The organism is Lysobacter sp. P5_B12 (genome assembly GCF_056400425.1).
This window is the reverse complement of record NZ_JBFULG010000015.1, coordinates 36235-48857: the sequence shown is the minus strand read 5'-3', so window position 1 is coordinate 48857 and position 12623 is coordinate 36235. Positions and strand designations below refer to the sequence as shown.

General features: G+C 64.2%; 15 protein-coding genes. 7 read left to right on the top strand and 8 right to left on the bottom strand.

Going from position 1 to position 12623, the window contains the following annotated elements; genetic code table 11:
* On the top strand, nucleotides 1-478 hold a 478-nt coding region (locus AC1DOM_RS16540), incomplete at its 5' end, for a methyl-accepting chemotaxis protein (RefSeq protein WP_498965281.1).
* Between the two features lie 76 nt (nucleotides 479-554).
* Here AC1DOM_RS16540 and AC1DOM_RS16535 read toward each other — a convergent pair.
* Entirely contained in the window at nucleotides 555-1034 is a 480-nt protein-coding gene (locus AC1DOM_RS16535) for a YbbD-related protein (protein WP_498965279.1), read from the bottom strand.
* A 291-nt stretch (nucleotides 1035-1325) separates the two neighbouring features.
* Here AC1DOM_RS16535 and AC1DOM_RS16530 point away from each other — a divergent pair, with 291 nt between their 5' ends.
* From AC1DOM_RS16530 to AC1DOM_RS16520, 3 genes are all read left to right on the top strand, one after another.
* A complete protein-coding gene (locus AC1DOM_RS16530) occupies nucleotides 1326-1814 on the top strand; it encodes a hypothetical protein (RefSeq protein WP_498965277.1) in 489 nt (162 codons plus the stop codon).
* A 40-nt stretch (nucleotides 1815-1854) separates the two neighbouring features.
* Entirely contained in the window at nucleotides 1855-2490 is a 636-nt protein-coding gene (locus tag AC1DOM_RS16525) for a hypothetical protein (RefSeq protein ID WP_498965275.1), read from the top strand.
* A 194-nt stretch (nucleotides 2491-2684) separates the two neighbouring features.
* The gene (locus tag AC1DOM_RS16520) at nucleotides 2685-3809 is read left to right on the top strand and encodes a ScyD/ScyE family protein (protein ID WP_498965273.1); all 1125 of its coding nucleotides are present in this window, start codon (nucleotides 2685-2687) and stop codon (nucleotides 3807-3809) included.
* A 44-nt stretch (nucleotides 3810-3853) separates the two neighbouring features.
* On the opposite strand, the gene AC1DOM_RS16515 is transcribed toward AC1DOM_RS16520, so the two are convergent.
* On the bottom strand, nucleotides 3854-4450 hold the full coding sequence (locus tag AC1DOM_RS16515) for a hypothetical protein (protein WP_498965271.1): 597 nt from the start codon (nucleotides 4448-4450) through the stop codon (nucleotides 3854-3856).
* Between AC1DOM_RS16515 and AC1DOM_RS16510 the strand changes: the two genes are divergently transcribed.
* The gene (locus AC1DOM_RS16510) at nucleotides 4425-5165 is read left to right on the top strand and encodes a hypothetical protein (RefSeq protein WP_498965269.1); all 741 of its coding nucleotides are present in this window, start codon (nucleotides 4425-4427) and stop codon (nucleotides 5163-5165) included. The genes AC1DOM_RS16515 and AC1DOM_RS16510 overlap by 26 nt on opposite strands.
* A gap of 128 nt (nucleotides 5166-5293) precedes the next feature.
* On the opposite strand, the gene AC1DOM_RS16505 is transcribed toward AC1DOM_RS16510, so the two are convergent.
* From AC1DOM_RS16505 to AC1DOM_RS16485, 5 genes are all read right to left on the bottom strand, one after another.
* On the bottom strand, nucleotides 5294-5707 hold the full coding sequence (locus AC1DOM_RS16505) for a hypothetical protein (protein WP_498965267.1): 414 nt from the start codon (nucleotides 5705-5707) through the stop codon (nucleotides 5294-5296).
* A 16-nt stretch (nucleotides 5708-5723) separates the two neighbouring features.
* Nucleotides 5724-6077, bottom strand: a complete 354-nt coding sequence (locus AC1DOM_RS16500) for a hypothetical protein (RefSeq protein WP_498965265.1) — start codon at nucleotides 6075-6077, stop codon at nucleotides 5724-5726.
* Nucleotides 6071-6805 carry a hypothetical protein gene (locus AC1DOM_RS16495; RefSeq protein ID WP_498965263.1) on the bottom strand — a complete coding sequence of 245 codons (735 nt, stop codon included), beginning with the start codon at nucleotides 6803-6805 and terminating at the stop codon, nucleotides 6071-6073. The genes AC1DOM_RS16500 and AC1DOM_RS16495 overlap by 7 nt, the downstream gene beginning before the upstream one ends.
* A 32-nt stretch (nucleotides 6806-6837) precedes the next feature.
* Nucleotides 6838-8910 (bottom strand): alkaline phosphatase D family protein, encoded by a 2073-nt coding sequence (locus tag AC1DOM_RS16490; RefSeq protein WP_498965261.1) that lies wholly within the window; start codon nucleotides 8908-8910, stop codon nucleotides 6838-6840.
* Between the two features lie 317 nt (nucleotides 8911-9227).
* Nucleotides 9228-9779 (bottom strand): DUF2058 domain-containing protein, encoded by a 552-nt coding sequence (locus AC1DOM_RS16485; RefSeq protein WP_498965259.1) that lies wholly within the window; start codon nucleotides 9777-9779, stop codon nucleotides 9228-9230.
* Between the two features lie 73 nt (nucleotides 9780-9852).
* Between AC1DOM_RS16485 and AC1DOM_RS16480 the strand changes: the two genes are divergently transcribed.
* Together AC1DOM_RS16480 and AC1DOM_RS16475 are read left to right on the top strand one after the other, a co-directional pair.
* Entirely contained in the window at nucleotides 9853-10350 is a 498-nt protein-coding gene (locus AC1DOM_RS16480; RefSeq protein WP_498965287.1) for a M48 metallopeptidase family protein, read from the top strand.
* On the top strand, nucleotides 10347-10712 hold the full coding sequence (locus AC1DOM_RS16475) for a cupin domain-containing protein (RefSeq protein WP_498965258.1): 366 nt from the start codon (nucleotides 10347-10349) through the stop codon (nucleotides 10710-10712). Before AC1DOM_RS16480 ends, AC1DOM_RS16475 begins: the two co-directional genes overlap by 4 nt.
* Before the next feature lie 31 nt (nucleotides 10713-10743).
* Here the strand turns inward: AC1DOM_RS16475 and AC1DOM_RS16470 are convergent, their stop codons facing one another.
* Complete coding sequence (locus tag AC1DOM_RS16470; protein WP_498965256.1) at nucleotides 10744-12525, bottom strand: S9 family peptidase; 1782 nt, start codon at nucleotides 12523-12525, stop codon at nucleotides 10744-10746.
* Nucleotides 12526-12623 lie beyond the last annotated feature (98 nt).

Sequence of the window (12623 nt, the reverse complement as noted above, 5' to 3'; positions counted from 1 at the left end):
CGCGGTCGAAGCGGCGCGTGCAGGCGAACAGGGCCGCGGCTTCGCGGTCGTCGCCTCCGAAGTGCGCTCGTTGGCGCAGCGCTCGGCCGGCGCGGCCAAGGAGATCAAGCAGCTCATCGCCGAATCGGTGGGCCAGGTGGGCGAGGGCTCGGCACTGGTCGACCGCGCCGGCCAGACGATGCAGGAAATCGTGACCAGCGTACAGCGCATGACCGACTTCATCGCCGACATCTCGGCCGCCTCGCAGGAGCAGAGCGCCGGCATCGAGCAGGTCAACCAGGCCATCACGCAGATGGACGAAGGCACGCAGCAGAACGCGGCGCTCGTCGAGGAAGCCTCGGCCGCCGCGCGCAGCCTGGAACAGCAGGCCTCGGAGTTGGTGGATACGGTTGCTGCGTTTCGCCTGCAACGGGAAGCCATCGCCGGTCGGGCGGGGAGTTCGGCGCCGGTGAGCCTTCGCAGGGCGGCGAATGACTGACGGGATTACGGCGTAGGCGAACAGCGATCGCGCCCGAAAGGTGCGCGATCCCTGCATCGCAAGACAACTGCTTTGGTTATCGATTCAACCAAGAGTAGTAGTCGCAGTTTCCCTTGCGATCCTGGCAGAAGAATGCCCATCGGCTGTCGCCTTCAGCGTATGACCACGCACTGTAGCCATCGTCTTTGTAGTCGGTGACGGTTTGCGCCCAAGAATTGAATGGTGAGTTCACCGGCACCCCAGCGCTAAGATGCGCAAACAACCTGTGAGAGTCCGTGGGAGAGAACGAGAAATCTCCAACCGAGAAGTTGAGGTCGAGATTGTTTGAAGTGTGGATGTCGACCGCGGATTCGGGAAGGACGTCGGGGAGCCAGCCACGATCGAACAGTCCATCTGCCCTTGCATCGGCCAAGGTGGCGTAGCTGTTGGTGACCGTGTCGGACAGGGCTGCGCATCCGGAAAGCAGCACCGCAACCAGAAATAAGGCAGACGCTCGCCAGCGCGGTCTGTGTGTTTTTGTCAGATCGGCCATTGCGGACGTGTCGCCCAAGGTCATGTGGGGGAAGTCTAAGCGGGACGCGTGGTCGGCCAATGGCGTTCTTGTGAAGTGAGCGCGAAGTCCGAAGCCCTGAGATAACATCGAACGCATCGACATCCACCAGGATGAACCATGGCCCGGGGACGCTGGATCGCAGGGGCGTTGTTGGTCGTTGCAGTTGCAGCCGGCGTGTTCACGCTTTGGCGGGCTCCCAAATCGACGACGTCGATCGTTGCGAGCGGGGTTTCACCTGACGCAGCGCAGGTCGGGACTCCCCAGGGGTCATCCTTTCCGACATCCTCAGCTGCCGTGGCATTGCGATCGCAACAGGCGTCGCCCGATCCGTCGCGCGACGCGAACTCACCTGCGCAGATCGGCCTCAAACCCCTGACGATCGAGCAAGAGCGCCGCCTGGACGACTTCCTTGAATCGGAAGGAAAGGACAATGCCGATGTGCGCGACTACGAAGTCCTCGTGGCCAATGAGGCGCCCGATGACGAGTGGTCGGACACCACCAAAGTCCGGCTTGAAGAGGCGATCGGCCGTCATGGTGCACGCTTTACGGCGCTGCACGCTTCCGCACCCTATTGCACGCGCACGGTGTGCCGGGTGCTCGCGACCGGCGGCTTCGACAGCGACGCCCCTGACGCGGATTGGCAACGGTTGATTGGCGAGGTCCTGCGCGATCCGGCGCTTCGTGGCGCCTTCACGAATGACCAGCACACCATGGTGGGCGGCGACGGGAAGGGCGTGATGTTCGTGACCTACCTGTTTCGACGCAGCGACGACGCGCGCTGACCGCTCCGCTAGACTCGCGCTTTCAACATCGAGCGCGACCGTGAAGCATCTGCTCTGTTTGGTTTTGCTGGTCATCGCACCGCTGGCTTCCGCGCGCGGCATCGACCCGAAGCGCCTGGCGCCCATCGAACATCCGGCCACCTACACCCTTGATGCGCCATATGCCTACGACAAGCGGGTCTGGGGCAACGTTGCGACCTGGTCGGTGCAACCGGGCACCTTTACCGAAGCCTATCGGGCGGGCAACGGGGTCTATCTCGTGTGTCCCGGCCGTTGCGTCCTGATGACGATGGCCAAGCCGAAAACCAAGGACAAGCCGTTCGATAGCCTCACCTTCGAAGGCGGGATCTTCCTTCCCGACGACCCGAACCTCGGCGCGAAGGTGTTCTACCACTACAGCGGCGGGGCACCGCGCATCGAACCCGGCTCTGCGCAAGCCACCACATTGTTGGCGGTCGCGCCCGGGCAAGGAACCACCGCCGGCGCCGTCGGCGGCGCGCTGGGGATTTCCATCGTCAATGCGCTGACGGCGATTGCGGACGGCACCATTCTGTTTCCGAGCGGCGCACCGTTCGAGTTGGAGCTACGCAAGCACCTCGTGAAAGCGACGCCCGATGCGTCGAAGGATTCGTCCACGCAGGACGCGTCCGTGGCACCGCTAGCGTCCTCGAACTAGCGCTGCGAATCGCTGTTGAACGAAAGCGGTCACCACGTGACTGTTTGTCACCCGGTCGTGCGTTCGCCGCACGCGCAAACGGGTTCATTTGCACTGTGAGGTGTGTTGCCTCCATCGGGTGACCACGGGCCGAATTGGATCGCACGGGTCGTTTTCTCCAACGACGGTATTCCGATCCGCCGAGGAGGTCGTCAATGAATGGTCGCAACCTGATCCGTGCGTTCGCCTGCGCGTTCGCACTCGCGTTTGCGTCGGCGCTGCCTGCGCAAACCATCACCACGGCGCCGGGCGTCGTCGTCCGATCGGCCCGTATCCCCGGACTCCTCAATCCGCGCGGCCTGCTCCCCTGGCCGAACACCGAGTACTCGCAACTGCTCATTGCCGAAGGCGGGCCAGGCGGCACGTCTTCCACCGCAGGGCGCTGCCGGCAGGTGATGCCGCCGATCGGCCCCTACACGGGGAGCCCGACCGGGGGCCGCATCTCGATCGGCCGCTTCGGGATGGATTACCCGCGCCCCTTCCGCACCACGCTCACATCGAACCTGCCGTCGAGCCAGACGAGCGCCGAATCCGGATCGCTCGTCAGCGGCGCGGCCGCCGTTGCGTTCGCGGGCGACCAACTGTATGCGTTGGTCAGCGGTGGCGGCTGTTCGCACGGCGTGGCGGCGCGCGACAACGCGATCGTCCGCGTCGCGCTTTTCTCCGGCACGGTTTCGATCGTGGCCAACCTCAGCCAGTGGCTGCGCAATAACCCCGGCCAGGTGCTTGGACCGGACTTCGAACCCGATGGCACGTGGTACAGCATGGTCGCCTACAACGGTGCGCTGTACGTCATCGAACCCAACCACGGTTTGTTCGTGCGGGTGAATCCGACCACGGGTGCAATCACGCGCATCCTGGACGTGTCGGCTGCCCTGCGCACGCACGCGGTTCCCACGGCGCTGGCGCGCCACAAGGGTTACTTCTACATCGCCAACCTCGGCCCCTTCCCGATCGTCGACGGGACCCAGCGCGTATGGCGCGTGCTGCCGAATCCGACGCGATTGCAGGAGGTCGCTCGCGGCACGGCGATCGTGGGGCTCGCATTCGATCCGGTGAACGATGCGATGTACATCCTGCAATTGACGACGGGTGCACCGGGGCCGACCGCGGGGAGGGGAAGCATCGTGCGCGTGCGGCCCGGCGGCGCGCGGCAGACCATCGTCGCCGGTCTGAGCTTTCCGACTGCACTGGCGATCACGCCTGCGGGGTCGCTTTACGTGTCGCACAAGGGCATTGGCGGAACTGGCGAAATTTTGATCGTCAGCGGCTTGCGTTAATCGCCACCGATGCGATCGGGAAGCCCGTTGCTTCCTGATCGCTTTCAGTCAGTCCGGACAGTCGCGAGGACTGCGTTCACCGCGGCGATGTCTTTCGCGCCCGTCTGCGCGGACGTCACGATCACCAGGCTCCGCCATGCACCGGCATCCGAGTGAACGCACTGGAAAATCGCATTGGCGTCCGCAACAGTCGCCGCCGGGATCAGATATTGGCGACACAACCACCCTGCAGGGGCGACGAGGGCATCCACTGGCCGCCCCTTCGGCGCGATTGTCAGCGAACCATAGTGCGCTCGCATGCCATCTTCGAGTTGGGACATCAGGACCCGTTCCATGCGAGCAGGGTTGTAGTCCTCGAACTCGGTCATGCCGATACCGACGCGGCGATTCGCGTCGCGAATTCCGACTCGAAGCGAATCGCCGGGGCCGGGCCCCTGGAATTCAATGGTCCAGGTGGGCGCGTCGAATCGCAGGAAGGTATGGCGCAGCGGCGGCAACGGCTCGAACTTAGCCTGGGAACATCCGGCCAGCGCAAGCGCCACGACAAGAATCCAGCGCGCACTCGGGAGCGCGCTGATTGCATCCCTGGTCGCGGCCTCAACCTTGTGATTTCCATTGGATTCGATCGTCGACGTATTCAAGACAGTCCCCTTTACTGTCCTCCCCAGCCTTGAGTCTACCGATGTCCGCTTTGCCGATGTAACTTGCCTTCTGGATCAGCCGACCACTCCATTCGCCATGCGCCGAGTCACTCTGTTTTCCTTGCTGTTCCTGTCGACCATCGCACTCGCGCAATCCGCACCTCCGCCCCCGGCGCCCCCGCAGCCAGATCCGCCTTACCCGACCGATCCGGACAAGCGACTGGCGGTCGATCTCATGGCGTGCCAATTGCGCTTGTATGGAATCACGAAGGGAAACCCGTGGATCAACCCTTATTTCATCCAGGGTTTCGCGAAGTCCGGGGGGAAGCTGGATGTCGCGGTGATGGTGCATGCCGACAGGGAGGCCAAGTCGTCCGCAATGGTCGACGAGGCTGCAACCACCACGCGTTGCAAACAGTGGCTCGCAGAATCGGGGCCGCTGCCACCGGTGCCCGCTCCGCCGACCGATCCGATCGAAATCGTGTCCCTGGACCTGCTCGCGTGCCATGCACGTCTCGACGGCTGGACGATGCGCGGCCCCTACGTCGATCGCGTCGAGCGGCTCACCGACAACCGGGTCGCCAGCAAGTACAGCCGGATTGCCGATGCCCGCGCGCGGAGCAAAGCGATGAAGGACGATCAGGCCGTGCGTGCGCGATGCGATGCGATGCTCGCGAAATCGTCGACATACCTGCAGACGCCGGATCGCCCGTAGTTCTCAGATCGCATGAATCGAGCAGGCGCCGCGCATGGGCTGACGATCCGTTGGGCGCATTCAGCCTGTTCGCGGGGAGCTACCTCGCGCTGAGCGCCATCAAGCGCCTTCGCGAGTAGCGCGCGCGATTACGATCGCCCGACGTCCGCTCCGCTACGCGCCTTTGCGAATTGCGTGGCATGAAACCGCCTCCGCAGCAGCTCGCAAACCAACGACGCAACGAACCCACACAACGCAAACACTTTCTCGTCCCATTGACCCAGGACATAGGCGGTCACCGCGGAGAGCACCGCGCCCAGCACGCAAACAGCGACTAAGTGGCCTGTCGCTTGCGCGCGCGAGGGATGTAGCGCCCCTGCAATCGCGCCCGTCACTGCCGCCGGGATCAGGCCGACGAAATAAGCGGCGACCGGAAACAGGAACAGTAGAGACCAGTTCCACCCAGGGTCCGTCAGGAATGCTTTAAGCCCGATCACGAATCCACCGGCTGCGGGCCCAACCAGAGCGAATATCAATAGCCCGATCAACGTCCGCTCAAGCATGTTCCCGATCTCCCTTTCACCGACTCCTGTTCGCTGCGGCCACGGTCAAACCCGCGACGAAGGCCATCAGCGAACAAGCGACGAACAGAAAGAAGAGTGCAACTTCGAAGCTGGCCCACTCTCCGGTATCGATCGCACCCGGGGTGTTCGGTTCCAGTCCACCGAATACGGGGAACAAAAGCATGATCGCCATCAGCGAACAAAACAGAAAGGATGCCTTCCAGAAGACCTCCTTGAACCGGAACCAGAATCCGGCGGCGTAGATCAGGGCGAAGATTGCGGCCGAAACGAGATTCTGGTCGAGCACGAGTTTTGTCAGAAGGACCGCGAACGCAACGGTCATCAAGGACTTGGCGAGGGCGATCAGCATGTCCAGTACACCCGCTTCTCGAGGTCGACGACTTCAGGTCCGTCGGAACACCCACCCACTTCGGTCGCCTTCTGGTCGGCCGGCGTGCGGGCGATGATCCATTTGCCGACATAGCCGTTCCACAGCAACTGGCCTTCGGCGACGACACCGAGCGGGAAGGGCGTGCCCGGTGTCGTGTTGGTCACGACGATGCGGCCGGCGCCAAATCGCACGCGCATGTCGGCGCTGGGCATCGACGGGTGTTCGGCGAAGCGATGATGGAACGTGTACTCGCCGTCGGGGATCGGGGGTGGTGCGCCCTTTCGATTGAGCGCAGTTCCCTCCCAGCTCGCCGCATCGCAGGACATGGGTGACAAGGGGGCCTTCCAGAGGATGCCGCCGTTGGGAATGTGCAACGCGACGCGATGCCAACCGCGCTCGACGATCAGGCGCTCTGGCACAGGAGGCTGGCCGTCCACATGGTCGGGCGAGAACACGACCGTGTTGTCTTCCACGCGCCATTGGCCCGTGCCGGACCCCCATAACGTGATGTCGCCCTGGTGTTCGGCGTAGTACGTGTGATCGGGCTTCAGTTGCACTTGCTTTGCGTTGTAGTGCAATCCGTCGCTGGCTCTGTAGCAGCCGGGCAGCACATCCACCAGCGGGCGCACGGGTGTCGCCGCACAAGCGGACAATGCGGCCACGCAGGTCAACGACGCTGCCAACAACAGCGCTTTCGGATTCGGCATCTACCGCGATCTCCCCATCGCAACATCCAGCGTCACACCGCCAATCCGGGATCCCCTTCCAGCACAGTCTGCCGCATCTGCGGGCGTTCGCCCGCCTGCCAGAGCTTCACCTCGTGTCGAACACGATAACGCAACGGTCCGCCGTCGACGCCGGGGCTGCGCTCGATGGGGCGCGGGATGCAGACGAAGTCGGTCGCCATCGTGGTGCCGTCGACGCGGACCGTGCCGTAACCATGCCCACCCATGTCGACGAACGACAGATGCGGCGCCATCTCCGGATTGCTGACGGAATGCGCCTTCGAAAGATCGCCGCTACGTGCGTATTCCAGCGCCGAACGCACGCCATGGTGCAGCAGCAGGTTCACGGTGGGCTGCGGCGGCCCGTCGCCGGGATTGGCGACGAACAGCGGGCGCAATGGATCGTCGTTCTTGAGGTTGTGCTCGTTGGCCTCCGCCATGCCGGGCGCCGAGATCGAGCCGGTGACGAAGGTGACGCCCACCGGTTCGAATTGCGCGGGCGGCAAGGCCTTGGCGGCCAGGCCCGCCCAGAAGCTGTGGCGATCACCCGACAGGATCGCGAAGCCGGTGATGCCGGCATCGCGCACCGCATCGAAGATCTGCGCGCGTTCGTGATACATGCCGCCCCAGTCGCCGTTGGCCAGCACGGCATACCCGTCGGTCCATTTTCCCATCGCGGCCGGCAGCTGTTGCGGATCGATGCGCCAATCGGGCGTGCCCAGCGAATTGCCCCAGATCTTCCATGTGGCTTGCGCGGTCCGGAGGCGCTCGAGGAACCAGGCTTTCTGCTTCGCGCCCAGCATCGATTGCGGCGGCTCTTTGGCGCGGAAATTGGCGATGGACTTGTCGCCGAACACCAGCTTCGCCGGCGGGTGGCCATCGGCGAAGTCGCGGCCACTGTCGATATGCATCGCCAGTGCCTCGGGAAAAAAGCTGAAGGGCGCGTTCTCGAACAGCGGCCCGAGCTCATCGCGATTCGACGGATCAGGCGAGCGGAAGCTGCGCTGGTCGGTGATGATCAGGTCGATGTGCCGGCCCCATCGCAGCGCGCGATACGCGATCAGGCTTTGTATCGCAGCGAGGTTGTTGGGTTCGTGCCCCAGGCCGTCTTCGTCGAAATCGGTCACCGGTGTATCGACCACGTGCGGCGCCTCGAAGCTCGCGAGGGAGCGGCCCGGTTGCACGACACGCGCCGGCTGGTTTTCGAACCAGGCCTGGTTCGCCGCGACCTTGAGTGTCTGCGCCGGCACCGGCCCTTCGCCATGTCCCGCATTCGACTGCCAGCCCTGCCATGAAAATTCGTGGTTGTCCCACATCGCCACGAACGGAAAGCGCGCGCGCGCGTCCTGGATGTCGGGGTCGAGCAGGTAGGCGTGGTAGAGCGCGCGATAGTCGTCCAGCGACCCGGGCACGGTGAAACGGTTGTTGGCGACTTTCTTGCCGTGTTCGAACTTGACCGGGAACTTGATGATGCGGTCGTAGCGTTTGCCATCCCTGACCTGGTCGGGGTATTGCACGACTTCGTAAATGAAGTCGCCCAGGTGCAGCACGAAGCCGAGGCGTTCGTCAGGCGCCGCGCGTTCGTCTTCGAAGATCATCTTGCGCCAGGCGTTCTGCGCACCTTCGCAGATGGTCTGGCAGCTGACGAAGGCGAACTTCGCCGGGCGCGCATCGTCGGGCGTCGGCGCCGTCAACGTGCGGCCGATGCGGCTGCCGTTGCCGTCCTCGTCGATGAAGCGATACCAGTATTCGCCGGCCGGCGGCAGGTTGCCGACAAGTACGCGGCAGGTCCAGTCGGCTGCGGCCAGTATGGGCGCCGAGGTGGTGGCGATGACGCGCGTGAATGCCGGATCTTCCGCGACTTCGACGATCAGCGTGGCGCGTTCGCGGGCGTCGGCATAGGGGCGTCGTGTCCACAGCAGCACGCTGTTGTCGTCGGGGTCGCCCGAGGCGACGCCCTGGGGAAACAGGTCGCGTCGTTCGCGCCAGGCATTCGAGGAGGGGCGCACGGGTGCGCAGCCGAAGGCGACGGTCGCGCCCAGGGCGGCGGCGAGTTTCAGGAACTGTCGACGGTCGAGGGTCGGCATGTGGATCCCGGGTGCTGGTGATCAGCGCAACGCTGATCCGAATATACGGATGGGGAGCGTGCCGGAAGTACTGCGGTGGGGCCGCTTGTCGGCGGTCGGTGTCCGATGAGTTCAAGAGCGCCACTTCATCATTGGCGCGCCGCCCGAACGTGTGAAGTTCCAAATTTTTTTGGGAAAAAAATTTGAAACTCCCCACGCTGGGGCATCACCTTGCGGGTCGCTTCGATCAGGGGGCTTTCGCTGGGGCAGTGGTTGGGGGCTGCAAAGCAAAGCTTTGCAGGAAGCCGATCGTTTTCAGACGAGCCGGTAGCGGCCACTTACCAAATCAAATCGTCGGGCACCTGGAACTGCGCGTAGTACGCATCGTCTTCAGAGGATTCGGCGGAGGGCTCGGCGCCTGCGTCGCCATGATCGAGCACGATCATGCTGGCGTCGCGTTCGCGGACCTTGTCGGCGGCCGCACGCGGCAACAGTTCGTAGCGGTCGCCCAGGCGGGCGATCACCAGCGCGCCGGTGGACAGTTTCTTGCGCAGGTCGTCGTTGACGAGCAGGGTGCGGATGGCGCCGTCGGCGGTGAAGCGGTACTCGCTCTCGCCGGAGCGGGGCACCTTCCTGTCCTCGATGATTTGCCGTGCCTGGGCGCGGAGTTCAGCGATGCGCGCCTGTGCCTTGCGCTCGGCGGCAAGTGCGCGGTCTGCCTCGGCCTTTTGCGCCCGCGCGCGCTCGGCTTCGCGCTGGACCTCGTTGGGCTCGGGCTGGGCCTTGGCATGCCGGGCTTTGTTCTGTTCGCGCGCCACCTCGGCCAGCTTGGACTTCTTGACCAGGCCGGCCTTGAGCAGCTGTTCCTGGAGCGGATTGCCTTTCGCCATATCGCAGTGTCTTGCCGGGGGTTTTCGGACCATGATACTTGCCGTCCCCGTTGCTCGCCGTCGTCGCCTCCTGATGGATCCGCTGAAGTACCTCGCAGGCTATCCGTCGCACGTGCACGAGCGGGTGCGCGCGCTGATCGAGCAAGGCCGGCTGGGCCCGATGCTGGCCGAAAAGTACGGCCAGGCCCACGCCGTGCGTAGCGACAGCCAGCTGTACGACTACGTCCAGGCCCTCAAGGACGAGCACCTGCGTCGGGCGGTGCCGCTGGGCAAAGTGCTCTACGACAGCAAGCTGCAGGTGATGAAGCAGGCGCTCGGCACGCACACCGCCATCTCCCGGGTGCAGGGCGATCGGCTCAAGGCCAGCCGCGAGATTCGCATCGCTACGGTATTCCGCGATGCGCCCGCTGAATTCCTGAAGATGATCGCCGTGCATGAGCTGGCGCACTTGAAGGAAGCCGAGCACAACAAGGCGTTCTACCAGTTGTGCACGCACATGGAACCGGACTACCACCAACTGGAATTCGACTTGCGCCTGTACCTGACGCACCTTGCAGGAATCCCGTCATGAACCGCCAATACGACATCGACACCGACACGATCCTCCACGGCGTCGGCACCGACTTCGACATCACTGCCATCGGTGCCGCGCAGTCACCCTGGTGGAACCGCACGCTCTGCGCGGTCAACGATGCCTGGGTGCGCCTGGGGGTGCTGGACGGCGATTTCCACTGGCACAAGCACGACGACACCGACGAGTTCTTCCTCGTCATGGAAGGCCAGCTCGACATCGAACTCGAAGATCGCATGGTCACGCTGCAACCCGGCCAGGCCTTCACCGTGCCCAAGGGCGTGATGCACTTCCCCCATGCGCGCGGCCGAACCGTGGTGTTGATGATCGAGCGGGCCGGGGTGGCGCCGACGGGGGATTAGGGTCTACCGACTCACCCCAGCAGACGCGCGATCATGGTTTCGGTTTGCTGCCGGCGTCCACCAAGTGTTCCCGGAAAAACGCGATGCGCGCCTGGTCGGCTTCCGGTTGTTCCCACATCGCGTGGGTCGCGCCGTCCAACGCGACGAAGGTATGGGGCTTGCCGGCGCGTTCGAGTGCGCGGACCAGTTGCCTGGATTCTTCGATCGGTACGTCGTCGTCGGCGGTGCCGTGGAGGATCAATAGCGGCGCCTGCAATCGCCCCACCAACGCCAGGTTCGATCCGGCGGCATACGCGTCCGCGCACGTGTCCGGCGCGCAGCCCATGTACGGTTCGGCGGCGACGCGCATCGTCGACAGTTCGAACGCGCCGGCTGCAAACACGCCCGCTTTGTACAGCTCCGGTGCTTGCAGCATGGTGCGCAATCCGAAGTAGCCGCCCCAACTTCCGCCCATGACGCCGACGCGCGACAAGTCCATGTACGGGCGGTCTTTGGCCAGGTTGCGCAACCCCGCCACCTGATCCGCCGGCTCGACTTGTCCGAAACGCCCATACCCGAAATTCTGGAAGTCGCGCCCCCGGCCGGGCGTGCCGCGGCCATCGAGCATCACCACGACGAAGCCCTGTTGTGCGATCCGGCGCATCTGCGCGAGGTTCTGGTTGGTCGGGCTGGGCGGCACGACGCTGGCGTTCGGGCCGCCGTAGATGTTCTGGATGACCGGGTAGCGTTTGCCGGGCTCGCGCGGATAAGGCGCAACCACCATCGCGCGAAGCAGCGTCTTGCCGTCCGCCGCGGGCACCAGCGCGGTTTCCGGCGCCGCGTATCCGTTCGCGAGGGCCTGTGTCCAGTCGGCTTCCCACACCGTCTTGACCGCAGTGCCCGTGCTGGTCATCTCCTCGATGCGACGGGTTTGCGGAAACCCTGCGCGGATCAGCCAGAGCCTGGTCTTGTCCGCCGAAAATTTGATCGCCGGGATGTGATCGGCTTCGGCGATCGTGGTGAGCTTGCCGGTGTCCAACTCGATCCGGATCAGTCGGTCGAAGTAGGGATTGGCGGCGTGTCCATTGGCCTTGGCGTAGACGATCCGGTTCGGCACGTCCACTTCGATGACGCGGTCCACCCAACCTTCCATGCGTCGCTCGGTCAGCGCACTGCGCAGCGTGCCGTCTGCCTTGTAGTGATACAGATGCCGGAATCCGCTGCGGTCGCTGGTCCAGACGAAAGAGTCGTCGGGAAGGAAGGTCACGATCTTCTGGGCGAGCAATTGCTGGGTGTAGCCATCGAGCATGTTCAAACCGATCAGCGAAATCGGTTTGCGTTCCGTCAGCAACACCCGGACCTTTCCGTTGCGGGGATCGGCGACCAGCAGGTCCAGGTGCGTCTGGTAGCGATCCGCCCGCAACAGACGCAACTGGCGCGAATCGCGTCGCCATTCCAGGAGTTGGAGATACGGTTGGGCGGGATCATGCAGGATGGGCGTCGCCCGGCCCGTGCGCACGTCGACCACGTACAGTTGCGTCGTCGGCAACGGCTGGCCAACACGCGAATAGCGCACCTGCCGCGTTTTCGTGGGGCCGAATTGTTCGCCCCTCAGCGTCGTCATCGGAACCTTGGCGTCGTCGATCTTCTTGACGGCCAGCAACGCGCCATCGGGAGACCAGAGCGCGCCCTCGATGTCCCAGTGTCCGGCGGCGTCGGCATGTGCCAGTACCTGGATGTCGTCGGTCGTTTCCGGACGCACGTAGAGATTGCCGTCCTTCGTGCCCGCCACTAGCCGGCGATCGGGAGACGCGACCTCCGTGACTGGCGGCATGTACGAAAACTGGCCGGGGCGTACGACCTTGAGTGGAGTGGATGGAGGCGTCGGTTGCGACCCGGTCGGCAGCGCGTCCCAGATCGCGCGGGTTTGAG